The sequence below is a fragment of the Bifidobacterium breve DSM 20213 = JCM 1192 genome (assembly GCF_001025175.1).
Lineage (GTDB): Bacteria > Actinomycetota > Actinomycetes > Actinomycetales > Bifidobacteriaceae > Bifidobacterium > Bifidobacterium breve.
The window spans coordinates 425,679-450,204 of sequence record NZ_AP012324.1; the positions used below are offsets into that span (position 1 = coordinate 425,679).

A 24,526-nucleotide genomic window follows, 5' to 3' on the forward strand; every position below is an offset into this window, starting at 1 on the left:
TCCTCTATTTCGTTCGAACGATTGAGCTTAAGCGTCCGTTATCTTAACGCATGGCTCGTACAAAACTCAAGTTCGTATGCCTCACTTGTCCTGTTCGCCGTTCTGTTCGGCCTCAAGCTGGGCCTTGAGACCAGCCAAACCGGCGAAACGAATATCTTCCATTTCGTGGTGATGATCGGGGTTCTCGTTCAGATCGATGCCGCACTGCGAGCACAGGCCTTTGCAATCCGGCTTGCACAGTGGCTGCAGCGGCAGGGATTCGACCAACGTGTCTCGAATCATCGCCTCGATATCCGCAAAAGCGCCGTTTTCCAGCAGCGGATACGTATCCTCTGATTCGTCTTCGCCGGCGATGATGTCGACTTCCTCATCTTTGCCGTTTTTGCTGCCGCTCTTGCCGCAGCCTTTGTCCGCTGCGGATTCGTACGGGAAGAATACGGTGACATTCACCGGCCAGTCCTCATCAATGGGCTTTAAACAGCGGGTGCATTCGCTGACGAATGGTGCGACCAGTCGGCCGGTAAAAATCAGTCCATCCACGATGGAGTCGAATGAGCCGGTAACGTGAACCGGGTCACCCTCCTTGATGCCGACGATGTCGTCGCCGATACCGCTCGGGGCGGGGAAGTCGGCGTCGATCTCCTTGGATTGTCCGGCTCGTGAAGCGATTTGAGCCACTGGGATCGCCCACAGAGAATCCTCGACTCGTGCCATAGTTCTGCCTTTCGTCTCTTGCTGCGGCACAGCCGTGTGAGGCGTATCGGGTGTTGTCTTCGTCCCGTGCGCCGCTATGCCGCATTCGTGAATGCTGCAGTGAGTGTACTGCTGGTTACTGAGCTTCGGGGTAGTCGTTCAGCGTCAGCTTGGGCAACTGCTCTCCGGCCGAGCGCTGACGCTCTTCCAGCACGTTCAAACCTGCTTGTACATCTTGGGTGAGCTTGCCAAGCTGCTGGGACAGACCCTCCATAACCGTGGTGCAATACTGGTCAGCGCCTTGGGTCAGGTGGTCGGACTTGGCCTGGGCTTGCTCAAGAATCGTGCGGGCCTTCTGACGGGCCAACTCAGTGACGTTTTCCTGTCCTGCCAGGAATTGAGCCTGTTCGTTGGCTTCCCTGACCATATCCGCGGCGCGGCTCTGGGCGGATGCGACGACGGCGTTGGCCTGTGTCTGTGCAGATTCCAGGCGGCGCTCGGCTTCGCGCATCAGTGCGGAGGCGCGTTCCAGCTGCACCGGCAACAGCTTTTTCAATTCAGCAAGCTGGCTGGTGAACTCGTCGCGATCCACTTTGACCATGCTGGGCGAGAACATGCTGGTTTTGGCCTCATCGAGCATGGATTCAAGCCGATCGATGACGTCATACACCGTGGTGAATTCTGCGCGGCTCTTGTTTTCCGCCGAGTCGGCTTGCAGGGTTTCACGCAGATCGGGCAGTGTGCCCATATTGAATGCGGCTGCCTTGGTCGGGGCCGGTGCGGGAGCCGGCGCCTCTGGGGTCGGTACCGCATCGGTTGCCTCGGTAGGCGGCAAATCGACCGGTGCCTCTTCAGTGGGGGCGGCCGGGACCGAATCCGGGGTGGTCAAGTCGACGTAACCAGTGGGATGTTCATCACTCATAGTTATCAGTCCTTTGCTTCTCGTTCCTGTGCCAAAGCATCGCTGAGCATGGGGACGACGCAATCGGGCACCATGCCGGTCACGTCGCCTCCGTGGCGAGCCACGTCTTTGACAATGGAACTGGAAATATGTTCAAGAATCGGATCGGCGGGCAGAAACAGGGTCTCAATGCCGGCGAGCTTGCGATTGACCAACGCCATGCCCAGTTCGGCCTCGTAATCGCCGTTCTGACGCAGTCCTTTGACGATGACGGTGGCGCCGACCTTCTGGCAGTAGTCGGTGATCAGGCCATCGGTGGAGGAGACGACGACGTTGGTGCAGCCGGCTTTCTCCAGCGCGCGGCGAATTACCTCGACTCGCGTGCTTTCGGAAAACATCGGTGTTTTCGCGGCATTGACGGCCACCACCACGTGTACCTCGTCAAAGAATCGTGCCGAGCGCTCGATTACATCCAAGTGTCCGGCGGTGACGGGGTCATACGAGCCGGGGCATACTGCGATAGTCATGCCTTCTAGCCTACCGCTATCGGTGCGTTTTACACGGCTCGTGACACAAGGAATTATGATGGATTGCAGACGAAACGTTCCATAACCGGAGAAAGAAGTGCGTGATGAGCTTTGTTGATGATGCTGAACCGTTGAGGAATCCTGATCAGGGGGCGGGCACGTCGGTGCTGGAGCGCCCGAAGACCGAGGAGGCGCCGGTTCGTGATGATGGCGGCGATGCCGACCGTTTTGCGCACTATGTGTCCAAGGACCGTATTGCCGAGTCGCGAGCGACCGGTCGTCCTGTGGTTGCGCTGTGCGGCAAGGTCTGGGTGCCCAAGCATGACCCGTCCAAGTATCCGGTGTGCCCGGACTGCAAGCGCATCTACGAAGAAATGATGGGCTGATTTTTCGTTCCCGCTGGCGGGAGCTGTCAGCAAAGCTGACTGAGGGTGGTTGTCTCGGCAAGACTACTTGGTTCCCCTCTCTGAGGGGAGCTGGCTCGCGCAGCGAGACTGAGGGGAGCAACGAGTTCGCACCCGTTACTCCCCTCAGTCGTCTACGATGACAGCTCCCCTCAACGAGGGGAGCCAGGACGTTTCTAGCGTGCCGAAATCTCGTCGATGAGCTTGAGCTCATCATCGCTGAAGTGGGTGTTCTTCAGCGCGCCGATGTTGTCCAGAATCTGTTGCGGCTTGGAGGCGCCGGCCAGCACGGAAGTCACCTTGCCGTCGTGCAGCAGCCATGCCAGGCTCATCTCGGCCAGCGTCTGGCCGCGCTCGGAGGCCAGGTTGTTCAGATCCATGACCTGCTTGTGTAGTTTCTCGGTCAGCGCGGAATCGTTGAGGAATCGCGGATCGTGAGCCATGCGGCTGTCGGCCGGAATGCCGTTGAGATAGCGGTTGGTCAGCAGGCCCTGTGCCAGCGGGCAGAAGGTGATGAGGCCCTTGCCCAGCTTGAAGGCGGTCTCTTTCAGGCCGTTCTTTTCAACGGTGCGATCGAGGATGTTGTACTTGTTCTGGTTGATGATGAACGGCACGTGCAGTTCTGCCAGAATTGCGGCGGCCTTTTCCATGGTCGAGCCGTCGTAGTTGGACAGGCCAGCGTACAGCGCTTTGCCGGAATTCACGGCCTGGGCCAGTGCTCCCATGGTCTCCTCGAGTGGCGTCTCCGGGTCCGGGTGGTGGTGGTAGAAGATGTCCACGTAATCAAGGCCAAGGCGTTCCAGCGACTGGTCGAGTGAAGCGAGCAGGTACTTGCGGCTGCCGAGATCGCCGTAGGGGCCGGCCCACATCTCGTAGCCGGCCTTGGTGGAGATGATGAGCTCGTCGCGGTGGTGCTTGAAGTACTTGGTGAGCAGCAGGCCGCAGTTCTTCTCGGCCTGGCCGGGTTCGGGGCCGTAGTTGTTGGCCAGGTCGAAGTGGGTGATGCCGTTGTCGAAGGCGGTGAAGACCAGGGACTTCATCTGGTCAAACGGCGTGATGTCGCCGAAATTGTGCCAGAAGCCGAGCGATACCGCCGGCAGCTTGAGGCCGGAGGTGCCGGCGCGGTTATAGGTCATCGTGTCATAACGATGCGGGTTGGGGGAGTAGACGGCGGTTGGCTCGAACATTGAGTCTCCTTGATGTGCTTGAAGCCTGAAATCTCTATTATGCTGCGCAGCCGTGTGCCAGATCCGTGTGCGTCACGGATACGTTGGCAGTTGGTTGCGTCGTCAGGTATCATGGTTCCAGTTAAAGTGAACTTTAATGCAAGTGGCTGTGTTGCTTCAGCGTGTCGCGGCTGAGGGCGGGGCGGTTGCATCGTGCAACGGGACGGTCGGAGAGCTGTGAAAGATCGTATGCTCCGCGGGCGTCAAGGAGAAAAACTAATGACCTATACCATTCGTCAGGTGGCTACCCAATTCCACCTGCAACCTTCCACGTTGCGCTACTACGAAGAGCAGGGATTGCTGACCAACGTGGACCGCACCGAAACCGGCCAGCGCGTGTATGAGGATTGCCATCTCAACCGTCTGCGTGCGATCTGCTGCTTCAAGAACGCTGGCATGACCATTGATGATTTGAAGAAGTTCTTCGTCTATGAGTCCAATGAGCCCGAGCATATCGACGAAATTCTGGATTTGCTTGAATCCCGTCGCGAGTCGCTGGACGAGCAGCGGCGCGCGCTTGACGAAGCCGCCATGCACGTGCAGCGCAAACTGCACTATTACACCGACATCAAGCATGCGATTGATTCCGGTGGTGAGATGCCTGACTGGGCCAACTACAAGACCCGCGCGTATTCCATCGACTGCTAGTTATCCGCTAAGCCACCAGTGCCTTGTTCGGCAGCGCGCGGTCGAGCACCCAGACAATCAGCGATATCACCAGGAAGGCCAGCGCCAGCTTGCCGCAACTGATGCCGAATCCCTGCCAACCGAGCTTGTCCAAGTTGATGAAGTCGTAAGGGTACGGACTACCGCCAGCCGCGGGGCCCGAACCCGGCCAGATCGCCGCGCGAATCAGCACAAACGCCAGGTACGCGGGGAAATACATCAACCACGAGAACATGTAATGCCAACGGAACCGGCGATGCGGGTCGAACAGAAGGAAGTCGATCAGTGCCATGATCGGGGCGATTTTGTGCAGCATCGTATTGGTCATGATGCCAACTACCTGCGGTACATAATCCGGGTTATCCGGCGGCATCAGGAAGAACGCCACCAATGCGGTGACAATGGCGTACAAGGTCAGGCAGCCCTTGAGCCAGGCTGGCGGTTGGATGCCCTTGAGCAGGGTGGCAGCGCCTGCCCACAGCATCACGATGCCCAACACAAAGCCGGTCTGAAACGTGAAATACACCCAATACTGCGGTTTCGACCATGCTTCGTACGTGCCCACAAAGCACAGTCCGGCAATCGTCAGACGCCATGATGTCACAATGAATCTCATGCTTTCTGAGTGTAGCCAGTCTTTCGGGTGGTGACAGCACTCCCCGTGAGAGGCAATTCGGACTACACTGATGGTCAGCACAATCGAACGTAGGAAAGGCCCTGTCAATGGTGGATTATTCGCCGGCTTTGATGACCGACATGTACGAATACACGATGCTTGACGCCGCGCTGAAAGACGGCACCGCCAACCGTAAGTGTGTGTTCGAGGTATTCACTCGCCATCTGCCCGAAGGCCGCCGTTATGGCGTGGTGGCCGGCACCGGTCGTATTCTTGACGCGCTTGAGCACTTCCATCTCGATGACGAAGACCTGAAATTCCTGTCTGACCGCCATGTGGTTAGCCCGGAGACCATCAAGTGGCTGGAAAACTTCCACTTCGCCGGTTCGATTAAGGGCTACCGTGAAGGCGAGATGTTCTTCCCGAACTCCCCGATTCTGCAGGTTGAAGGCACGTTCGGCGAATGCACGCTGCTGGAGACGCTGATTCTATCTGTTCTGAACTACGATTCCGCCGTGGCTTCGGCAGCCTCCCGCATGGTGTCTGCCGCCAAGGATCGTCCGTGCATGGATATGGGTGGCCGCCGCACCAACGAGTGGGCTGCCGTAGCCGCTGCCCGCGCTGCTGTGGTGGGCGGATTCAAGGGCACCGCCAACCTGCTTGCTGCTCAGTTGTATGGATTGAAGGCGATTGGCACCGCGGCGCACTGCTTTACTTTGGTGCATGATTCCGAGCGCGATGCCTTTGAATCGCAGATTGAAGCATTGGGCAAGAACACCACGCTGCTGGTCGATACCTACAACATCGAGGAGGCCGTGAAGACTGCCGTCGAGGTTGCCGGCCCTGAACTGGGCGGTGTGCGCATCGATTCCGGTGACCTGGCTGCAATGGCCCAGCGCGTGCGCAATCAACTGGATGCTTTGGGCGCCACGAACACCACTATTACCGTTACCAATGATTTGGATGAGTATGCGCTGGCAGCTTTGCAAACCGCGCCGGTTGATTCCTATGGCGTGGGCACCATGCTGGTCACCGGCTCCGGCGCTCCCACCTGCGCGATGGTGTACAAGCTCACCGAGCGTGAAGGCGCGGATGGCACGATGGTGCCGGTGATGAAGAAGTCGAAGGACAAGGCCACTGTGCCCGGACGCAAACTTGCGTTCCGCTCTTACGAGTACTCGCTGGCCGAAACCGAACATGTGATCTCCGGTTCCGAGGAGAAGCTGGCTGGCTATGTGGCAGACCCGGCATGGAAGAACCTGTTGGTCGACTTTGTGAATCACGGTCAGATTGACGGCCAATGGCAAGGTCACGATGCCATCGTGGCGGCTCATGAGTACCACGCCACGGCTTTGGGCGAATTGCCCATCGCCGCGCAAAGCCTTATGAAGGGCGAACCGGTGATTCCCACGGAGACTACGGTTCTCTGACGAGAACCTTCATCTCCTCGGAATCCCGCAGCACAGCTGCTCCCCTCACCTACAGGCAGCCCACTGGGCCGCCTACTTAACGGTTCGGCCGCGGAGACTACGGTTCTCTGACGAGAACCCGCCGTTGAGTTCGCGGGACGAAATCTGAAATTCGCCATTTTTGGCGTATTGTCCCACACCAGCGTGGGACAATACGTACGTCAAACGTTTGATATGCGAGTTGTCCCAACATCACATCATTAAAAACGTTGGAATAATGCCATTCTCGTTTCAGTATGAATAACACGATGCTGAGTGGGCGTGGGACGATACGTCAAAAATCCCTAATTTTGCATGTCGTCCCACGCCATCATGAATCTCAGCAGTCGATGGGACGCAACGACTCCACCATTTCACGGGCCGTGATGGTGTAACGCGGAGGGTGGCGCCACGTCGCCTGGCCTCGGCTGGCCTGCGGCCTGCGATGGCGTGATGGTAGTGAATTACCCGTTGTTAAGACAACATCGTTGCACTCGCAGCATAGGGCGGGTGGCGTATGCTGGGGCGCATGGTTGAAATCAAAGATATGCTAGGCGATTGCCAGATTATTCGTGCCGACGGCCGCAAGGTTGATGAACTGCGTCCTGTGCGCATTACCCGTCACTTTACCGATGCCCCTGAGGGGTCGGTGCTTATTGAATGCGGCAACACCCGCGTGATGTGCACCGCCACTTTTACGCCGGGGGTGCCCCGCTGGCGCAAGGATTCCGGCCTTGGCTGGGTCACTGCTGAATACGCGATGCTGCCGCGTGCCACTTCCGAGCGCACTGATCGTGAATCTGTGCGTGGCAAGATTGGCGGTCGCACTCATGAGATCAGCCGTCTGATTGGTCGCTGCCTGCGTGGTGTCATCGATATGAAGGCACTGGGCGAGAACCAGATTCAGCTTGATTGCGATGTGCTGCAGGCCGATGGCGGCACCCGTACCGCCTCTGTGACCGGTGCATATGTGGCGCTGGTCGATGCGGTCAACTGGGCGGAGAAGCACCACCATATCAAATCTGCAGACAAGGTGTTGAAGGACTATGTCTCCGCCGTGTCTGTAGGCGTGATTAACGGCACGCCGATGCTGGATTTGCCGTATATCGAAGACAGCCAGGCCATGACCGATATGAACGTGGCCATGACCGGCTCCGGCACGTTCATTGAGATTCAGGGCACTGCCGAACATCGCCCGTTCAACCGTGCCGAACTTGGCACTCTGCTTGATTTGGCCGAAAAAGGCAACAAGGAACTGCAAGCAGCCCAGCGTGCCGCATTGGCACTGGACTGAGTCGTTAGCCATTCGTCGTAGACTTCCCTCAGTCAGCGCGCATACCATGGCTCCCCTCTTTAAGAGGAGCTGTCGCTGAAGGCGACTGAGGGGACTCGACACACATAGCAAGGAATCCATCATGCAAATCGTTGTCGCCACTCATAACGAAGGTAAGCTCGTTGAAATCCGCCGCATCCTTGAGGAGGATCTCGGCCCGGCCGCCGCCGACATCGAACTGGTGTCTGCCGGCAGCCTTCATCTTCCCGACCCGGTGGAAACCGGCGTGACCTTCCAAGAAAACGCCCTGCTCAAGGCCCGCGACGTGGCCAGCCGTACCGGTTTGCCCGCCATCGCGGATGATTCCGGCCTCATCGTTGACGTGATGGGCAACGCCCCCGGCATCCTGTCCGCCCGTTGGGCTGGTGCCCACGGTCATGACAAGGCCAACAATGCACTGTTGCTCGCGCAGATCGAAGACATTCCAGATGCCAAGCGCACCGCCCGCTTCCGTTGCGCCGCAGCTCTGGTGGTGCCGGACACCGAAGCTGGTGCCGACGTGACCGGTGGGGTGGCAGATGGTGGCGAGGCTGCCTTGTCTTCTGCCCACACCACGGCCGCGGATGGCGGCCCCGCTCCGATCTCGGCGCGATACGCCATCGCTAGCGAAACAGTGGAACTCGGCGAAATGTCGGGCGTCATTATCCGTAAGCCTCGCGGCGAGCATGGTTTCGGCTACGACCCGCTGTTCGTGCCTGACGATCAGCCGGCTGGCCGTACCAGCACCGAGCCTGACTATGAGGGCGAGCCGTTGACCAGCGCCGAAATGACTCCAGCGGAAAAGAATGCGATTTCCCATCGTGGCAAGGCGCTCAAGGCCTTGATTCCCGCAGTCGAAGCGCTACTAGCCGACTGAACTGCTGCCTCCTGCGGCGGAGACCATAGAGACCTTAATACATATCAATTGAGCCGGTGGCTCCAGATGCATTCTGGAACCATCGGCTCAATTGTTCCCGTCAACACACACGGCTACATATGCGGTCACACGCCCATCAGTGCGTGCGCCACGGCCATCATCGCCAATGCGATTATTGCCGTAATCGCCAGCGAGAAGCCCGCAAGCTTGGCGTTGCCCAGCACCTTGTCGGTGAACAACGTGGAGAATATGGCAATCGGTGCGAGCGAGCAAATCACCATCACGGCGCGGACTGAAGCCGAGAACGGCAGCAGGAACCAGGAAACCAGTGCGAAGGCGACGCTGAACGGCACTCGCCAGGCAATCACGGACAGTACTTCCTTGACGTCATGCTTGGACTGCGGCAGATCCATCAGCATGCCCACCATCAGCATGGACACCAAGGCGTTCGCGCCGCTTAATGGCTGGCAGATTGAGGCAATCCAGTCGGGAATGGGCACGTTGGCCAGCGTGACGACAATCATCGCCAGATAGGTATCGAACGGTACCGACCCAAAGAAGCTTTTAGCTATGGTGCCTAGCAGCGCTCGCCGGGCGAGTCGTTTGGCGTCCTTGTCTTTGGGTTTCGTGTACGGCAGGGTGGGTGCGGCGCCGGCATGCTGCTCGGCAAGTGTCTTGCCGGGGCGGATGTGCAGCAATTGCTGGGTGAGCACGTTGGTGCCAGCAGCCACCATAATGCAATTGCCGATATCGAACATAGCGGCCGGAACCACTGCGCCTGCGCCCCAGAACGACTGCACCACGGGGAACGAGAAACAGCCGAGGTTGAAGCCGGCTCCATTGAGCATCAGGAATGCGCGGTCGGTCACATTGCGTTTGTGTGTGGCCAGAAAAATGAACACGACGGGGAGCGCCGCGAACAGAAAAGCGAACAGGGAGACCCATAGCAGTGAGACGTCGTGCGGATTGGTAGCAAACGAATAGACGATGGCCCCCGGCAGCACGATATTGAACTCGGCGGTTTGCAATACGCGGTAATCCTTCTGTCCGAACAATCCGAAGCGTTTGAACAGGTATCCGGCGAGCATGATTAGCAGCAGGCCGACCGGCGTCAGTATGGCGGACACAACTCTCTCCCTTATCTAGCCTCTGATAGATTCTATTGTCCGCGTATTTCGGATATCGCGCGATATCATCGCCACACCGTGGACGAGTGGGTGCCGGAAGGGCGGAAACAGGCCGCAAACCATATGAAAAACAGAATCTCTGGCTCAACCGTTTTCGGTCTTGAACCATCGAAAATCTCATATTTTCCATCATATTTACAGCGGGAATGATAGAAGAAAACCTCTCAGAATCATTGGTATTTCAGTGGTTCTGGGAGGTCTCAACCAGTGCGCGAGATGGGACTTGAACCCACACGTCAAAGACACAGGAACCTAAATCCTGCGCGTCTACCAATTCCGCCACTCGCGCGTGCACGCCGCTCAACGGCACCGGCTTGTTCGGAACCTGCGCGTATTGGGCGATATGCAAAACCCTAGGTGGACGAACCAGCCTAGGGTGTTCGAGCCACTTGTCAGAATCGAACTGACGACCTGCTCATTACGAGTGAGCCGCTCTACCGACTGAGCTAAAGTGGCTTGGTTCGCGGGAGGCATTTCGCCAGCCGCGCACAAGAAGTCAAGTATAAAGTAACCCCGCGAAAAGTCCAATCAAGAATGATTGGTGGTGTCGCACATGATTTCGCTGGTATGCAGGCGTCGAATCTTTCGCGACAAGTGAGTCGAATTCCGTTGGGAATGGCTTTGTTTAGTCGTGACTGCGGCCTGAGATTGCGGTATTATGGTTAACGCAACGGTGCAATCGATGTCATTTATCTCAATTGAATAATTTTGTTCTTTTTATGTCTGAATTTGTGAGTATTCTGTTTGGTGATACGGAGCGTGTGTGAGCTGTATGCACAGGCGCTCCAGTCACTGATGAAAGGAATGGAATCCTATGGCCATCAATCCGCCCGTTGACGCCACCCAGACCCCCGAGTGGGCCGCCCTGCAGAAGCACTATGACGAGCTTCAGTCCGAGGGTGTCAGCCTCAAGAAGTGGTTCGCCGATGACGCCGAGCGCGTCGACAAGCTGTCCTTCGACGCTGGCGATCTGCACTTCGACCTCTCCAAGAACCTGATCAAGCCGGAGACCCTCCAGCTGTTCGCCAACCTCGCCAAGGCCGTCAAGCTTGACGAGCGCACCAAGGCTATGTACTCCGGCGTGCACATCAACAACACCGAAGACCGCGCTGTGCTGCACACCGCTCTGCGCCGCCCGGTTGAGGACGAAGGCAAGTACATCGTTGACGGTCAGGACACCGTCAAGGACGTGCGCGAGACCCTCGACAAGATCTACGCCTTTGCTGACGACGTTCGTTCCGGCAAGTGGACCGGCGTGACCGGCCGCAAGATCGAGACCGTAGTCAACATCGGCATCGGCGGCTCCGACCTGGGTCCCGTCATGGTGTACGAAGCGCTGAAGCCGTACGCCGACGCTGGCATCTCCGCTCGCTACATCTCCAACATCGACCCGAACGACCTGGCCGAGAAGACCAAGGGCCTCGACCCGGAGACCACCCTGTTCATCATCGTTTCCAAGACCTTCACCACCCTGGAGACCCTGACCAACGCTCGCGAAGCCCGCACCTGGCTGCTCGAGGAGCTCGCCGCCAACGGCGCTATCGCCGAGGGTGATGAGGCTCAGAAGGCCGAAGCCATCAAGAAGCACTTCGTGGCCGTCTCCACCAACCTGGAGAAGGTCGAGGAGTTCGGCATCGATCCGAACAACGCGTTCGGTTTCTGGAACTGGGTTGGCGGCCGTTACTCCGTCGACTCCGCCGTCGGCACCTCCCTCGCCGTGGTCTTCGGCCCGGCTCGTTTCGAGGAGTTCCTGCACGGCTTCCACGAGATCGACGAGTACTTCGCCAACACCCCGTTCGAGAAGAACGTCGTGGTGCTGCTTGGCATGCTCAACGTCTGGTACCGCAACTTCTTCAAGGTCGCCTCCCACGCCGTGCTGCCGTACGACCAGTACCTGCACCGCTTCCCGGCCTACCTGCAGCAGCTGACCATGGAGTCCAATGGCAAGTCCGTGCGCTGGGACGGCACCCCCGTTACCTCCGAGACCGGCGAGATCTTCTGGGGCGAGCCCGGCACCAACGGCCAGCACGCCTTCTACCAGCTGATCCACCAGGGCACCCAGCTCATCCCGGCCGACTTCATCGCGTTCGTCAACACCCCGAACCCGACCAAGGATGGCGACCAGGACGTGCACGAGCTGTTCCTGGGCAACTACTTCGCTCAGACCAAGGCTCTGGCATTCGGCAAGACCGCTGACGAGGTTCGCGCCGAGGGCACTCCGGAAGAGATCGTTCCGGCCCGCGTGTTCTCCGGCAACCGCCCGACCACCTCCATCTTCGGTGTGGCCCTGACCCCGTTCGCACTCGGCGAGCTCATCGCCCTGTACGAGCACGTCACCTTCGTGGAAGGCACCGTCTGGGGCCTCGACTCCTATGATCAGTGGGGCGTCGAGCTTGGCAAGCAGCTTGCCAAGCAGATCACCCCGGCCATCTCCCAGGACGACGAAGCCCTCGCCGCCCAGGATGCCTCCACCCAGAGCCTGATCAAGTTCTACCGCGCCAACCGCGAGTTCTGATCTCCGCTCCTGCGTCGCTTCAATCAGAACTCGCGGTTGGCGCGCCGCGCTGTGTTGTTTGATGGTCGGTCTGGCGACCGTCCACGTCGCGAGTTCTGATTCGCCTTCCTCAAGAAAGTTGACTGAGGAATCCTGCTAAGGGCCCGACATCTCCGGATGCCGGGCCTTTTGCATATGCGGGCTGAAGTCTGTTAGAGGAATTGAACGTGGTCATTCCGCTCTGACGCCTATTCGCAGGTATATAAGGTGTCTTTTACAAAGGTCGCAGGTATTTTGCGTCGAGTTAGAGCCTCACACGTCCTCCACATTGACACCAAATACCTGCAATCGTCTTATTGGTGTCTTTATACCTGCAAACAAATTCATAAATGGAGCTCTCGAAATAGGTTGCAGGTATAAAGGCACTATGTAGGTCGGTTATCGCATCGCCCGCATCGCCAGTGTGCTCGGTCGCCTTTATCGCGTCCGGTATCGGAAATGATGGGCGAATGCCTTGGTGCGGGAAGCAACGCTCAGGCACCCTTATTCGCCTCATCCAGCGTCAGCAGGTCGTCGTCGGCATCGTAATCGAACAATTCGCCGTAACGGCCCCACTCCACGGCGATGGCGAACTGCTGGTGTGCGTCCTCGTCGGAATACCGCGCGTGCAGCAGATCCAGCATGAGTTCGCCACGCAGATGACCGCCCGAGGCGTGCCGCAACGCATGTTCGATATTGCGTACCAGCGGCACATGCTCCATCGCCAGCGAGGCGAACACCTGCTTGGCGCGCAGAATATCCGCCTGATGCCAAGCGTCGCCAGCCTCGGTGATTTGTACATGGCCGTCGCGCACGACGATTACATGCAGCAGCGTGCCGGCATCCACCAGCGGGAACAGGTCATCGACCTCGAACGAGAGATCCGATGCCAGGTCAGCCAAGTCGATGCCGTCCGGATGTTCGGCAACCACATCCAGCAAGCCTGCCAGTCCGCCCGGTGTGGCGTTCGGCAACGGCCGGCCCTTGATCTTCTCTAGGGGTTCAGCCGTCTGCAGGTTGGTCTCATCCATGGCCGGCACGTTCGCACTCGATGCCGATAGTTCGGGAGCCTCGGCCTTGTGCGCGGGCTGCGCGGGCTGTGTGGCCTGCCTGGTCAAAATCGCATACAGCTTGTCCATCATCGCCTCGAATGCCGCGCTGTGACGGTCGCGCGGGCGCGGCAAATCGACCCGAACATTGGCGATCAGATGTCCCGGATGCGAGCCCAGCACCACCACACGGTCGGCCATCTCCACGGCCTCTTCAATGTTGTGCGTAACCATCAGCACCGATTTGATGCTGCGCTGTTCACTCGACCACAGCTTGAGCACTTCCTGACGAAGATTCTCGGCAGTCAGCACATCCAGCGCGGAGAACGGCTCATCCATAAACAGTGCATCCGGCTGCAACACCAATGCGCGCGCGATGCCCACGCGCTGCCGCATGCCGCCGGACAATTCCTTGGGATATGCCGATTCAAAGCCATCCAGGCCAATCATGTCAATGGCATCCAGCGCCAGTTTGGTGCGCTTCGCCTTCGGCACGCCGCGTGCCTTGAGACCCAACTCCACATTGTCTTGCACCGTGAGCCACGGCATCAGTGCGAAGGTTTGGAATACGAGCGCGATGCCGGGATTCGGCCCGGTCAAAGTCTCGCCGCGATACTTGACCGTGCCGCTGGTGGGCTTGACCAGTCCGGCCAGTGCACGCAAGAATGTGGACTTGCCGGCGCCCGAACGGCCCAGAATCGCAACGATCTCGCCCTCGTAGAGGTTGAATGAGATGTCGTGCAGCACGGTGAGCTCGGTGCCGTTGTCCGCCGTGAAGCGCTGGCTGATGTGCCGTGCTTCGATGATGGTGCTTTGCGGGGTCACCGCCCGCAGCGAACGAATGGTTTCTTTTGCGATGGTCATAGTGTTCTCCTTAAGTCCTTAATTTTTTTGGGGGAGGGGCTCAGCCCGCTTCGCATTCAGCTACCCTCCCTGAGGGGGAGCTGTCGCCAAAGGCGGCTGAGGGGAGCTCCATATAACGTCATTAATTCAGCGCGAATCGACGTTCAGCCAGTCGCTGCAGCGGATTCCAGAACAGGCGGTTGACTGCCACGACAAACACGCTCATCACAGCCACGCCGATGATGGTGCGCACGGTGTCGCCGTTCTCCGTGGCCTCGGCAATGTAAGCGCCCAGCCCGGAAGCGGTCAACGTGTGCTGTCCGTAGCTGACGATTTCCGAAACGATTGACGCATTCCATGCGCCGCCGGCCGCCGTGATACCGCCCGTGACCCACGACCCGAACACTGCCGGAAGAATCAGCTCGCGCCATCGCTGCCAACGCCCCAGCTGGAAGCTGTGTGCCATTTCACGCAAATCATCAGGAATCTGACTGGCTCCGGCAATCACGTTAAACAGGATGTACCACTGTGTGCCTAGCGCCATCAGCAGGATGCTGCCCCAATTGATATTCACGCTGCACGCCACAAACCAGAGCGTCACGAACGGGAACGTGAAGTTCGAGGGGAAGCTGGCCAGTACCTGCACAATCGGCTGCATGAACCGCGAGACCCGTGGATTCATGCCGATTAAAGCCCCAACAGGCACCCATATCACCGAACAAACAATGGTGAGCAGCGCCACTCGCAGGAAGGTCAGCATGCCGAGTGCGAGAGCATGTCCCAACTCGTCAAAGCCCGCATCGCGGTGAATCACCAGCATGAGCTCGATTACCCCGAACGCGCTTGCCGTCACGACGACCACCATAAAGAGCACGTCAAGTACGCGGCTTCGGGTGGACTTTGTCTCAACGGGCCAGCGTCCTCCGGTGCGGCCCAGCGGCCGGGTCAGCGTGTCGAACAGCTCGCCGACCGGCTGAAAGAGGCGGTCAAGCATCTCGTCGATATGAGACTGGCGGATTATGGTCAGCACCGCACTGGTCTTGCGTACTGCGGACTCGCTTTGTGTAATGCGGAATTTCTCGGCCCACGCGGTCAGCGGTTTCCAGAGCAGCACGTCAATCAGCAGCACGACTGCCACCATCGTCACGATGGCCCAGCAGATTGCCGCGAGGTTCTCCTCGGCCGCCGCCTGCGCCACAAAACTGCCGATACCGGGCAATGCATACGTGTGATTGTTGACTGAAATCATCTCGGACGCGGTCAGGAAGAACCAGCCCCCGCCCACGCTCATCATGCAGTTCCAGAGCAGCGGAATCATCGCGTTTGGCACGTCCAACGTCCAGAATCGCTGCCAGCGGGTAAGCCTCAGGGAGCGGGCCGCCTCATCGAGTTCGCGCGGCTCGCTGGTCAGGGACCGGGTGAACGAGAACGCCATATTCCATGCCTGACTGGTGAAGATGGCGAAAATCGACGCGGCTTCCACACCCAGCATCGAACCGGGGAACAGCACCATCCAAATAGTGATGGTGGCGGAAAGAAAGCCCAGAATCGGCACCGACTGCAGGATGTCCAGCAGCGGAATCAACACGCGGCTGAGCCTGCGGCAGCGCGCGGCCGCCGTGCCGTACACAAACGTGAATACCAGCGAGAAGAACAGCGCCACGAACATACGGAATACTGAACGCAGCGCGTAATACGGCAGGTCGGCAAGATTCGTACTCACCGATGACGGCACGCCTTTCGGGCCGATGGGTTCGCCGATGGCCGGCAGAATCCAGGCGATCAAGCCGAACAGTGCCAAAATGCCGGCGATGACCAGCGCGTCGGCGGCAATACGCACGGCGAATGGTTGACGGTCGGCCGAGGAAGTGGAGGGGTTTCGTGCCGGCGAGCTTGGGCGCATGGCGGCATGGTTGAACGAAAACATGGTCATGGAAGACCTCCCTATGCATAGGAAAGACAAATTATGCAAGGGTTATCCGGGTGGGCGTCCTTGATCCATCTCAGCGAGGGGAGCCAAGGAGCGATACGGGCAGGAGCCCGACTTGACGGATAACGGAATAACGAAAAAAGACATCATCACCGCAACAACTATGACTGTTGCCAGCGGCGGAACTACTGGAATAATCACCGTCCATCGGACTCTCACCTCCTTGCCGTCGTGCGCTCGCGGCGCAAAACCATACCGTCGTCGGTATCCTTGCGACCAGCAGGAGGGGCGGAAAGTATTCGAATCCGCCGATTCGAGCCATCGTTCAAGCTTCAGCATCGCAGGGCGGTGGAATTGCATTAGTTCATGCCTTGATCCGACAAGAACTGTTGACCAGCATGCAGTGTCTCCACTGTTAGCGGCAGCAACCCATATCCCTGCGGTAGCCTCGCCTACCGACGCTCCCAAGATAAAGCCCGACCGCAAGCCTGTCAACTATGTGGTTGCTGGGCGAGTTCACAGCGAGTCATCCCCGTCAGTCATGTCGCCAACGTTTGCGTTGTTTCCCGGCGTCCGTGTGTATGCGTTCCGACGAATAGGTCGCATACACACGGACGTTTTGATGGGCTGAAACGTCCGTATGTATGCGAGGGGTTCGTTGGGCCGCATACTTGCGGACGTTTCGCGGCATATCAAGGAGGCAGTACGCCGTGCATATGGTGGGCGGGTGCTGTGGGTCTTCAATCGGCTGTCCTCCGTAATCCGTAAAATAATCGATTGCTGTGTCGAGAAACGGGCCGCCGCATAAGCCCGCGTCTCCACGAGTCCAGTCCGAACGGCTGAGAAGCCCGACTTTCGGCGGATTGACAGGCTTCCCGAGGGCAAACCCGAAGGATAACAAGAACAGGCCACCAGCCATGCAGCTGCCAAAGGCGAGCGGCATGAGCGCGACGGATGGCCCCAACCTGGCGCTGATATGCGGCAGCACTGAAGGAACAACAATGGTTAACGCTGTTGAGGCTTTTGACGCCAAGCACCTCAAGCCGGCCGAGGAAATCCCGGCTTTCCGTCCCGGCGACACCGTCGACGTGAACGTGAAGATTCAGGAAGGCAACAACTCCCGTATCCAGACCTTCACCGGTGTGGTGATCGCTCGTAAGGGTGCCGGCGTTCGCGAGACCTTCATCGTCCGCAAGATCAGCTTTGGCACTGGTGTGGAGCGCCGCTTCCCGCTGCACTCCCCGTCCATCGACTCCATCAAGCTCGTGCGTCGTGGCCGCGTTCGTCGCGCCAAGCTGTACTACCTGCGCGCTCTGCGCGGTAAGGCCGCTCGTATCGTCGAGCGCCGCGACAACTCCGCCAAGTGAGTCGTCACACAGGTTTGATCGCGCAGCCGATATTCGGTTCACGCAAATAAACCGTGAAATTCAGCTCGGAACCGTTCGGGTTCCGGGCTGTTTTCGTTTTGCTCGCGTATGATGGACGCTCGCCGGCAACACGACCATGCCTGGCATTATGAATCGCAAGGAGACACCATGCAGGACGATCAGGACAACGGTGAATCCCCGGCCCTTGACACTCTGGAAATCTGGAATGGGTCGAGCACTGCGGAATCCGCGACTGATGAGCCTCTTGCCACCCGCTCCGCTGCATACGATTTTTCCGGCGACGATTCGGCTGATTCCGGTGCTTACCAGCCTCCATTGGACGATGATGCTCGTGACTCGCGGACCTTCCAGGTGGCGGACCACGGTGTCGCGTTGTCTCCGGTTCCTCCCGCGCCCATCCGCTCTTCTCGCAGTTCGCGGGCCAAGCACGCTGATTCTGCGGCGGCGCGAACGGGTGACGATCGATTCACGCTGCGTGATTTCGCGATTTGGTGTGGCACGCCCATCCTCATCGTGCTGTTGGTGCGCATCTTCCTCGTCGGCTTCTATGAGATTCCTTCTCGCTCGATGATGGATACTTTTGTACCCGGCGATCGTGTGATGACCAGCAAAATCTTCAATCTGCAGCGCGGTGATGTGGTGGTGTTCAAGGATCCCAACAACTGGCTGAATGAGGAGCAAAGCAACGCCATCGGTGGCGGATTCCTGATCAAACGACTGATTGGCATGCCTGGCGATGTGATCGAGTGCAAAGGGGCCGGCCAGCCAATCACCATCAATGGTGTGGAGATTGACGAATCATCGTACATTCGCCCGGGAGTAGAGCCCAGCGCCTTCCCGTTTTCCGTGACCGTCACGGAAGGGCATGTGTTTGTTATGGGCGACAACCGCTCCAATTCAGCCGATTCCCGTTACCATCAGAACGATAATGACCATGGCTTGGTTCCCATTGATGACGTGGTGGGCACGGGTCTGGCGATTTACTGGCCGATTAACCATATCGGGCTTCTGGCATCTCACCATGATGTGTTCAAGGACGTTCCCGACGCGTCGTCCGGCTCCGCGTCCTGAGCGGCGCCTTACCTGTGAAGCGAAATGATGATTACCCCAACGCTTGATCTTGAACGAAGCCTTGCCTCCCAAGGCTATGACCTTATTGTTGGCTTTGACGAAGTTGGCCGCGGCGCGTTGGCCGGCCCGGTCATGGTCGGGTGCGCTGCCATTTGGGCTCGTGATTTGAAACCGGATGCCGATGGCGAATTGGCTCAGGCTGCTGGTTCTGCCGCCTCTTCGCGTGTGTCCGGTGACAATGGCACCGATGCAGGCGTGATCACCCCGAATCCCGCTCCATATCTGTCCGTACCTGCCGGTGTGGCCGATTCCAAAATGTTGACCGAGCACCGGCGTGAAGCCATTTTCGATGAGTTGTGCAGTTGGTGCGCTGCCTATGCCGTCGGCCAGTCCAGCAATGCCGAAATCGATGAGTGGGGCATTACCTATGCGCTCGGCGTGGCCGCTTTGCGCGCCCTCAATCAGGTCGAGCGTGACCTTGGCGTGGGAAGCGAATTTGGCTCCCCTCGGGAGGGGAGCTGCCTTACGGCGACTGAGGGGAGGCCTTTGCCGAGCCGACGGCCCATCACCATCGGCGCCATTCTCGATGGCCCCAGCGATTACATCACCAAGGCCCTCAACACCTTTGACGCTCCGGATGTGCCGATCCCGGCCGACGTGACCACCAAAGTCAAGGGCGACCAGCATTGTGCCACCGTGGCGACTGCTGCGGTTATCGCAAAAGTCACCCGTGACCGGCTGATGGTCTCCATCGCGCAGGGCAATCCGCGATATGCCGCCTATGAGTGGGATCACAACAAGGGCTACGGTTCCGCGGCTCATCGTGCGGCCATCGCCGAGTATGGACCGACTCCACTGCATCGCACTTCCTGGCATTTGACCTGATGTTGCGGATTGCCATGCAGCGCAGTGGCTCCAGACCGATTCGCGACACGACAATGTGAGCGCTCACGCGAAATCGCCTCAGGCGCGCTAAAGTCAATAATTAATAAGGTGCAGCACGGCCGGGCACGGAATTCGGCCGCCAGCGGGGAGGTTCGGGCAGTATGGTGACCAGCCGCAAACCAAACAAGCGCCCATCCATGTTCGAGGTGGCCAAACTCGCCGGGGTCAGTCACCAGACCGTATCCCGTGTGATCAACGATTCGCCGGATGTGTCTGATGCCACGCGTGCCCGTGTGCAGGCCGCCATTGACGAGCTTGGATATCGTCCCTCCAATTCCGCTCGTGCCTTGGCTTCCCGCCGTTCACGTACTATCGGTTTGATCGCTGGCGGCCTGAAGTTCTTTGGTCTGATTTCCGCCATTACCTCCATCGAATCTATCGCCCGCGAACATGGACTGTTCATGAGCGTGATGATGGTGCATGAGGCTCTGTGCACGCAGTCCGACTTCGACAATCTGTGCGACACCTTCAATGAGCAGAACGTTGACGCCTTCATTTTCCTGACCCCGACTGATGTGATGTTCGCTGCCGCCTGCCGTGCGCGCGTCAACCAGCCGCGTGTGATTGTGACCTCCACCCACGGCCAGATGACCGTGCGCGAGGGGATGAGCCTGATTTCCACTGCAAACAAACGCCGTACGGCGATGGTCGGCATCGATCAGTGGGGAGCGATGGCCAAGGTGGTGAGTCTGCTGGGGGAGTACGGCCATAAGTCCGCCCTGTACTTCGCTGGCCCGAACGAGTGGCGTGACGCCCATACTCGCCTTGACGCTTGGCGCAAGCTGGCCGCGGCCCGATCTATTGACTCGCAGATCGTGCGCTGTCACACTTGGGATGCCGATGAGGCATATGCGCATATGAATCATTTGTTGGACGAGTATGGTCGCACTGGTGTGCCGCTGCCCACCGCAGTTGTTGCCGCGAACGACAATCAGGCCGTTGGCGTTGTGCGCTCGCTGCATGAGCATAGCCTGCGGATTCCGCAGGATATCAGCGTGGTTGGCTTCGATGACATGGCCGGTATGGATAACCTGTATCCGCCGCTGACTACCGTGCACCCTGATTTCGAGGGGCTCGGCGTGGCCGCCATGCGTGAGACGCTGCGACTGTTGGGGGAGGGGACGGAACCGACGTTCCTGTCCCAGCAGCATGGCGTGGGGTTGATTCCCGCTGAGATGTGTGCCCGTCGTTCCCTCGGTCCCGCCCCGCGGCGGTAGAACAGCGGATTAGCTTTTTTGGGGCACTCTCTCGGTCAAACCGCTATTTTGCTGTGCTGAGTGCCGTTCAGCGGGGTGGATTATCGGTTTGCTCGTGGTTTTGCTTTGCTGAGTGCCGCTCAGTGGGGCTTATTTCCCGGTTGCTGGTGGTTTTGCTTCGCTAGGGGGCGTGCCGGTTGGCCCGTTCCGCCTCGTCGGCTCCGAGGCCATCGGTGAGGGCGTCATCGAGACCCTGAAGAAGTACCCGAAGTCCCCGGCTGTCCTCATGCAGAGCCATGGCCGCAACAAGCGGACGTTCAGTGGCCATAACGCAGCATTCCTTCGTCTCGATAAATATTGCCGCCACTGTATCGAATTGATGTTAACCGTCAAACCAATGGCAGCTTGAGCAGGTAAGTCCAGATGGTGACGTCGATGGAGACTGTGAAATCACCTCCAAGATGGGCGGTGGTGCCACGTGGCGGTATCGGTAAGTGCTTACCTACAAAAATGGAAGAGGACCGGCGCGGGGCCTCTTCCATTATCAGCTTGATCAGATTAGGGAACGGTGGCTCACCGCTTGCCGTTATAGATTTCGCTGTCGATCGCATCGGCGAACACGCGGTTGACAGCCGGGCGCACCACTTTGAGGGACGGTGTCAGGCACTTGTTCTCCTGCGTGAATTGCGTATCCAGCACGGCGAACTTGCGCACGGACTCGGCGCGCGAAACCGTCGCGTTCGCTTTATCCACGTACTGCTGGATCTCTTCGCGCACTGCGGCGTTCGTGGCCAGACGGTCAACCGGCGTCTCCGTGGACAGTCCGTGTGCGGGCAGCCAGATGGCCAGCGACTCCGGGTCGAGCGTCACCAGCGCGCCGATGAACGGGCGCTGGTCGCCCACCACCACGCAATGCTCCACGATCGGGCACTTGGCGATCTCCTCCTCCAGCGGGATGGGGGAGACGTTCTTGCCGCCGGCGGTGATAATAATGTCCTTGATGCGGCCGGTGATGATGATGCGGCCCTCGTCATCAATCTCGGCCAAATCGCCGGTCCTGAGCCAGCCGTCGGCGGTGAACGCCTCGGCCGTTTTCTCGGGCAGATTATGGTAGCCGCGGAACACGTTCGGGCCCTTGACCTGCAGCTCGCCCTCATCGGAAATACGAATCGAGGAGCCGGGAGCGGGCTGGCCCACCGTGCCGATCACATTGTCGGTCACGCGTGTGGCGGCGAACGGGGCGGCGGTTTCGGTCATGCCGTAGCCCTGGATCATCGGCAGTCCGATGCCGTTGTAGAAATGCGCCAGATCAAGCGACAGCGGCGCTCCGCCGCAAGCCACGTACTTGATCTTCGGGCCCAGAGCGCCACGAACCGTGCGGTAGACGAGCGTCTCGTACTTGGCGCGCTCGGCGATCTCGGCAAACGTATGCTGCTCGCCCGCCTGCTCCTTGCGGCTCCAGACGCGCGCTGCCTCGGCGGCCTTCAAGAACAGGCGACCCTTCCAGCCGGCGCCGGCCTTGTGCGAGGCGGCGTTGTACACCTTCTCGAACACACGCGGCACACCCAGCAGGTAGGTCGGCTCAAAGGAACGCAGATCCGGCAGCAGCGACTTGGTGTCCGGCAGGTAGCCGACCACGCCGTCGTCGGAGGCGATGGAGGCGTACTGGATGAATCGCGCGAAGCAGTGGGCCAACGGCAGGAAGAGCAGCAATCGCGGGTGATCGTCGAGAACCACCTCATGCAGCGCCTGCGAGGCGGCGATGGTAATGGACACGAAGTTCTTGTGGGTCAGCTCCGCACCCTTCGGGTTGCCGGTGGAGCCAGAGGTATACACGATGGTGGCCAGGTCATTGGTGCGTACGGTGGCCACGTGCTCGTCCAGCTCTTCGTCGGAGACAGCCACGCCGAGGCCTTCCAAAGCACCCAGTGCGTTGCCGTCAATCATAAGAATCTGCTTCAACGTGGGGCAGTGGTCCTTGACCGAATCGAGCCGGTCATAGCGTTCGCGGTTGTCGGCAAAGGCCAGCTTGACCGCGGAATCGTTCATGATGCGCTGGGCTTGCGGGGCGGAGTCAGTGTCGTAAATCGGCACGCTCACCGCGCCCACTGCAGCCAGCGCGAAGTCGAGGATGCCCCATTCAAGGCGGGTGGAGGAGAAGATAGTGACCGCGTCGCCTTTGGTGATGCCCAAAGCGATGAGACCCTTGGCGGCAGAGACCACACGCTCGTGGAATTCGCCGGTGGTGACGTTCTGCCAACGCCCCGGGCCGATTTTCTTGGCTGCGATTACCGTGTCGGCACCGGTGCGGGCCAGTCGGTCGGTGAGCAGTGAATAGATGGTTTGGTCATCGCGGATCTCGATGGATTCGCCGGGCGTGGTGTATTCGGTAAGCATACGGCCGTTATTCCTTACAAACATGATGGCGGGTTGACAATTCGAGCCATTCTGACAATACAGGTTACGCTTGCGTAAGATACGGCGCGTTGTGCGCACTGAAAAAGTTGCGCGGATGCTTTTGTCGGTTGTCTACAAGGGCGACTGCAGAAGTGCGCTGTCACTGTCCGTCATCGGTTGTCCAGAACCGTGGATGTATTGCCAGTCGCCTGGCGCCGTGCGAGTAACACAGTGCATCAATTGTGTAAGTGGCTTGGCGCAATTTGTATGAAAGATAACGGTTTGACAACGATTTGCCACAAAGTCTCATTTAGGGGTCCGTATGGGCTGGGGGCGGCATCGAGCTCGTGTTCACCGTGGTGGGCATGTACCTGATTGATACCGCCGGCCGTAAGAAGCTCATGGCGGTCGGCTCCGGCCTCATGGTGCTGTTCGCCCTCGGTATCTCCTTCTCCTATGCGAACAACTACCAGCTGCGCATGCTCATCTTCGTGATGTGCTTCACCTCTTGCTTCGCCTTCTCGATGGGCCCGATTCCGTGGATTATGATTCCGGAGCTCTTCCCGACCTACCTGCGTGGCCGCGCCACCGGTATCTGCACCGTGTTTCTGTAGGCCACTAACTGGGCCATCGGCCAGTTCACCCCGATGCTGATTAGCTCCATTGGCGGTATGGGCACCTTCCTCGTGTTTGCCTGCACCAACCTGATCTGCTTCCTTGGTGTGGTCACCTTCGTGCCTGAGACCAAGGACAAGACGCTGGAAGAGATCGCCGAGCTGTGGAAGCCGAAGGACGAGAAGCAGTCCAACGCCCAGCTCGAAGTGGTGCGTGCCACCGCCGACCCCAAGTAGGCCGAGTCCGACATCAAGGCCGCCGAGGCCGAGCTGGCCCGCGCTCGCCCGTGCCAAGGAGCGTGCCATCGCCACCAAGGCCGCAGCCGAAGCGCTGGTCAACGCGCAGAAGCAGCACTGATTCCCAGCTGCTTGCTTGCTCTATGTGAATAGCCGTTTGTAGCGTAATTTTCTTCGGAGAGTTGCGCGCAGACGGCTTTTTCATGCCTCTTTTGCATGGAATAGGTGAAGAGCAACCGCCGCCAGAGGGCGTTGGCGCAGTCACACGGGCCGGTTTCGCTTCGTGGGGATGCCTACTTCCGTTTCAAGGGGCGGATTTGGCCTTTGCCGGAGGTCTATCTCCGCTTCAAGGGGCTGATGCCCAAGTAGAAACTGACCCAAAATGGCGGAATGACGTTGGTATAAAGCCGTTACTACTTGCGGTTTCATGGATAAGCAGCCCCTTGAAACGGAGATAGACCTCCGG

19 protein-coding genes, 2 tRNA genes, 2 pseudogenes and 1 riboswitch are annotated in these 24,526 nt (G+C 58.9%); of the genes and pseudogenes, 12 read left to right on the forward strand and 11 right to left on the reverse strand.

Annotated features, from left to right (window positions below; translation table 11 throughout):
• Positions 1 to 81: 81 nt before the first annotated feature.
• The 3 genes from BBBR_RS01725 to coaD form a co-directional block, all read right to left on the reverse strand.
• The gene (locus BBBR_RS01725; RefSeq protein WP_003828259.1) at positions 82 to 714 is read right to left on the reverse strand and encodes a YceD family protein; all 633 of its coding nucleotides are present in this window, start codon (positions 712 to 714) and stop codon (positions 82 to 84) included.
• Positions 715 to 829: 115 nt separating this feature from the next.
• A complete protein-coding gene (locus BBBR_RS01730; RefSeq protein ID WP_003828260.1) occupies positions 830 to 1,615 on the reverse strand; it encodes a hypothetical protein in 786 nt (261 codons plus the stop codon).
• Positions 1,616 to 1,620: 5 nt separating this feature from the next.
• Positions 1,621 to 2,121, reverse strand: coding sequence for a pantetheine-phosphate adenylyltransferase (gene coaD / locus BBBR_RS01735; protein WP_003828261.1), 501 nt, complete (start codon positions 2,119 to 2,121; stop codon positions 1,621 to 1,623).
• Positions 2,122 to 2,225: 104 nt separating this feature from the next.
• Between coaD and BBBR_RS01740 the strand changes: the two genes are divergently transcribed.
• Positions 2,226 to 2,507, forward strand: coding sequence for a DUF3039 domain-containing protein (locus BBBR_RS01740; RefSeq protein WP_003828262.1), 282 nt, complete (start codon positions 2,226 to 2,228; stop codon positions 2,505 to 2,507).
• A gap of 194 nt (positions 2,508 to 2,701) precedes the next feature.
• Here the strand turns inward: BBBR_RS01740 and BBBR_RS01745 are convergent, their stop codons facing one another.
• Positions 2,702 to 3,712, reverse strand: a complete 1,011-nt coding sequence (locus BBBR_RS01745) for an aldo/keto reductase (protein ID WP_003828263.1) — start codon at positions 3,710 to 3,712, stop codon at positions 2,702 to 2,704.
• 258 nt (positions 3,713 to 3,970) lie between these two features.
• Here BBBR_RS01745 and BBBR_RS01750 point away from each other — a divergent pair, with 258 nt between their 5' ends.
• The gene (locus tag BBBR_RS01750; protein WP_016462241.1) at positions 3,971 to 4,399 is read left to right on the forward strand and encodes a MerR family transcriptional regulator; all 429 of its coding nucleotides are present in this window, start codon (positions 3,971 to 3,973) and stop codon (positions 4,397 to 4,399) included.
• Between the two features lie 7 nt (positions 4,400 to 4,406).
• Here BBBR_RS01750 and BBBR_RS01755 read toward each other — a convergent pair whose 3' ends face one another.
• Positions 4,407 to 5,033, reverse strand: a complete 627-nt coding sequence (locus tag BBBR_RS01755; protein ID WP_003828265.1) for a Pr6Pr family membrane protein — start codon at positions 5,031 to 5,033, stop codon at positions 4,407 to 4,409.
• Between the two features lie 107 nt (positions 5,034 to 5,140).
• On the opposite strand from BBBR_RS01755, the gene BBBR_RS01760 reads away from it, so the two are divergent.
• The 3 genes from BBBR_RS01760 (at position 5,141) to BBBR_RS01770 (ending at position 8,670) form a co-directional block, all read left to right on the forward strand.
• Complete coding sequence (locus BBBR_RS01760) at positions 5,141 to 6,463, forward strand: nicotinate phosphoribosyltransferase (protein WP_003828266.1); 1,323 nt, start codon at positions 5,141 to 5,143, stop codon at positions 6,461 to 6,463.
• Between the two features lie 547 nt (positions 6,464 to 7,010).
• Complete coding sequence (gene rph, locus BBBR_RS01765) at positions 7,011 to 7,775, forward strand: ribonuclease PH (protein ID WP_032734604.1); 765 nt, start codon at positions 7,011 to 7,013, stop codon at positions 7,773 to 7,775.
• A 121-nt stretch (positions 7,776 to 7,896) separates the two neighbouring features.
• The gene (locus BBBR_RS01770; protein WP_003828268.1) at positions 7,897 to 8,670 is read left to right on the forward strand and encodes a non-canonical purine NTP pyrophosphatase; all 774 of its coding nucleotides are present in this window, start codon (positions 7,897 to 7,899) and stop codon (positions 8,668 to 8,670) included.
• 125 nt (positions 8,671 to 8,795) lie between these two features.
• Here the strand turns inward: BBBR_RS01770 and BBBR_RS01775 are convergent, their stop codons facing one another.
• The 3 genes from BBBR_RS01775 to BBBR_RS01785 all read right to left on the reverse strand — a co-directional run bounded on the left by BBBR_RS01775 (position 8,796) and on the right by BBBR_RS01785 (position 10,313).
• Positions 8,796 to 9,797, reverse strand: coding sequence for an AEC family transporter (locus BBBR_RS01775; protein ID WP_003828269.1), 1,002 nt, complete (start codon positions 9,795 to 9,797; stop codon positions 8,796 to 8,798).
• A 268-nt stretch (positions 9,798 to 10,065) separates the two neighbouring features.
• A tRNA-Leu gene (locus BBBR_RS01780) sits at positions 10,066 to 10,146 on the reverse strand.
• A gap of 94 nt (positions 10,147 to 10,240) precedes the next feature.
• Positions 10,241 to 10,313, reverse strand: a tRNA-Thr gene (locus BBBR_RS01785).
• 358 nt (positions 10,314 to 10,671) lie between these two features.
• Here BBBR_RS01785 and pgi point away from each other — a divergent pair.
• On the forward strand, positions 10,672 to 12,372 hold the full coding sequence (pgi, locus tag BBBR_RS01790) for a glucose-6-phosphate isomerase (RefSeq protein ID WP_003828271.1): 1,701 nt from the start codon (positions 10,672 to 10,674) through the stop codon (positions 12,370 to 12,372).
• Positions 12,373 to 12,884: 512 nt separating this feature from the next.
• Here the strand turns inward: pgi and BBBR_RS01795 are convergent.
• Complete coding sequence (locus tag BBBR_RS01795; protein WP_003828272.1) at positions 12,885 to 14,303, reverse strand: ABC transporter ATP-binding protein; 1,419 nt, start codon at positions 14,301 to 14,303, stop codon at positions 12,885 to 12,887.
• Positions 14,304 to 14,424: 121 nt separating this feature from the next.
• Positions 14,425 to 16,215 carry an ABC transporter permease gene (locus BBBR_RS01800; RefSeq protein WP_003828273.1) on the reverse strand — a complete coding sequence of 597 codons (1,791 nt, stop codon included), beginning with the start codon at positions 16,213 to 16,215 and terminating at the stop codon, positions 14,425 to 14,427.
• 307 nt (positions 16,216 to 16,522) lie between these two features.
• Positions 16,523 to 16,679: riboswitch (M-box (ykoK) riboswitch) on the reverse strand.
• Between the two features lie 534 nt (positions 16,680 to 17,213).
• Here BBBR_RS01800 and rplS point away from each other — a divergent pair.
• The 5 genes and pseudogenes from rplS to BBBR_RS10615 all read left to right on the forward strand — a co-directional run.
• Positions 17,214 to 17,579 carry a 50S ribosomal protein L19 gene (gene rplS / locus BBBR_RS01805; RefSeq protein ID WP_014483482.1) on the forward strand — a complete coding sequence of 122 codons (366 nt, stop codon included), beginning with the start codon at positions 17,214 to 17,216 and terminating at the stop codon, positions 17,577 to 17,579.
• 168 nt (positions 17,580 to 17,747) lie between these two features.
• Complete coding sequence (gene lepB, locus BBBR_RS01810; RefSeq protein WP_014483483.1) at positions 17,748 to 18,671, forward strand: signal peptidase I; 924 nt, start codon at positions 17,748 to 17,750, stop codon at positions 18,669 to 18,671.
• A gap of 24 nt (positions 18,672 to 18,695) precedes the next feature.
• The gene (locus BBBR_RS01815) at positions 18,696 to 19,556 is read left to right on the forward strand and encodes a ribonuclease HII (RefSeq protein ID WP_003828281.1); all 861 of its coding nucleotides are present in this window, start codon (positions 18,696 to 18,698) and stop codon (positions 19,554 to 19,556) included.
• Between the two features lie 161 nt (positions 19,557 to 19,717).
• Positions 19,718 to 20,833, forward strand: a complete 1,116-nt coding sequence (locus BBBR_RS01820; RefSeq protein WP_015438436.1) for a LacI family DNA-binding transcriptional regulator — start codon at positions 19,718 to 19,720, stop codon at positions 20,831 to 20,833.
• Between the two features lie 163 nt (positions 20,834 to 20,996).
• Positions 20,997 to 21,113 (forward strand): annotated as a pseudogene (locus BBBR_RS10615) (ribulose phosphate epimerase); the annotation flags it as partial.
• A 272-nt stretch (positions 21,114 to 21,385) separates the two neighbouring features.
• Here BBBR_RS10615 and BBBR_RS01825 read toward each other — a convergent pair.
• Positions 21,386 to 23,209, reverse strand: coding sequence for an AMP-dependent synthetase/ligase (locus BBBR_RS01825; protein WP_014483487.1), 1,824 nt, complete (start codon positions 23,207 to 23,209; stop codon positions 21,386 to 21,388).
• Between the two features lie 365 nt (positions 23,210 to 23,574).
• Here BBBR_RS01825 and BBBR_RS11035 point away from each other — a divergent pair.
• Positions 23,575 to 24,060: pseudogene (locus BBBR_RS11035) on the forward strand (MFS transporter).
• Positions 24,061 to 24,526 lie beyond the last annotated feature (466 nt).

What these genes read in the sequence shown, in the direction of transcription:
- BBBR_RS01725 (WP_003828259.1), bottom strand. Translation starts at nt 714, where the DNA reads ATGGCACGAGTCGAGGATTCTCTGTGGGCGATCCCAGTGGCTCAAATC.
- BBBR_RS01730 (WP_003828260.1), bottom strand. Translation starts at nt 1,615, where the DNA reads ATGAGTGATGAACATCCCACTGGTTACGTCGACTTGACCACCCCGGAT.
- coaD (WP_003828261.1), bottom strand. Translation starts at nt 2,121, where the DNA reads ATGACTATCGCAGTATGCCCCGGCTCGTATGACCCCGTCACCGCCGGA.
- BBBR_RS01740 (WP_003828262.1), top strand. Translation starts at nt 2,226, where the DNA reads ATGAGCTTTGTTGATGATGCTGAACCGTTGAGGAATCCTGATCAGGGG.
- BBBR_RS01745 (WP_003828263.1), bottom strand. Translation starts at nt 3,712, where the DNA reads ATGTTCGAGCCAACCGCCGTCTACTCCCCCAACCCGCATCGTTATGAC.
- BBBR_RS01750 (WP_016462241.1), top strand. Translation starts at nt 3,971, where the DNA reads ATGACCTATACCATTCGTCAGGTGGCTACCCAATTCCACCTGCAACCT.
- BBBR_RS01755 (WP_003828265.1), bottom strand. Translation starts at nt 5,033, where the DNA reads ATGAGATTCATTGTGACATCATGGCGTCTGACGATTGCCGGACTGTGC.
- BBBR_RS01760 (WP_003828266.1), top strand. Translation starts at nt 5,141, where the DNA reads ATGGTGGATTATTCGCCGGCTTTGATGACCGACATGTACGAATACACG.
- rph (WP_032734604.1), top strand. Translation starts at nt 7,011, where the DNA reads ATGGTTGAAATCAAAGATATGCTAGGCGATTGCCAGATTATTCGTGCC.
- BBBR_RS01770 (WP_003828268.1), top strand. Translation starts at nt 7,897, where the DNA reads ATGCAAATCGTTGTCGCCACTCATAACGAAGGTAAGCTCGTTGAAATC.
- pgi (WP_003828271.1), top strand. Translation starts at nt 10,672, where the DNA reads ATGGCCATCAATCCGCCCGTTGACGCCACCCAGACCCCCGAGTGGGCC.
- BBBR_RS01795 (WP_003828272.1), bottom strand. Translation starts at nt 14,303, where the DNA reads ATGACCATCGCAAAAGAAACCATTCGTTCGCTGCGGGCGGTGACCCCG.
- BBBR_RS01800 (WP_003828273.1), bottom strand. Translation starts at nt 16,215, where the DNA reads ATGACCATGTTTTCGTTCAACCATGCCGCCATGCGCCCAAGCTCGCCG.
- rplS (WP_014483482.1), top strand. Translation starts at nt 17,214, where the DNA reads ATGGTTAACGCTGTTGAGGCTTTTGACGCCAAGCACCTCAAGCCGGCC.
- lepB (WP_014483483.1), top strand. Translation starts at nt 17,748, where the DNA reads ATGCAGGACGATCAGGACAACGGTGAATCCCCGGCCCTTGACACTCTG.
- BBBR_RS01815 (WP_003828281.1), top strand. Translation starts at nt 18,696, where the DNA reads ATGATGATTACCCCAACGCTTGATCTTGAACGAAGCCTTGCCTCCCAA.
- BBBR_RS01820 (WP_015438436.1), top strand. Translation starts at nt 19,718, where the DNA reads ATGGTGACCAGCCGCAAACCAAACAAGCGCCCATCCATGTTCGAGGTG.
- BBBR_RS01825 (WP_014483487.1), bottom strand. Translation starts at nt 23,209, where the DNA reads ATGCTTACCGAATACACCACGCCCGGCGAATCCATCGAGATCCGCGAT.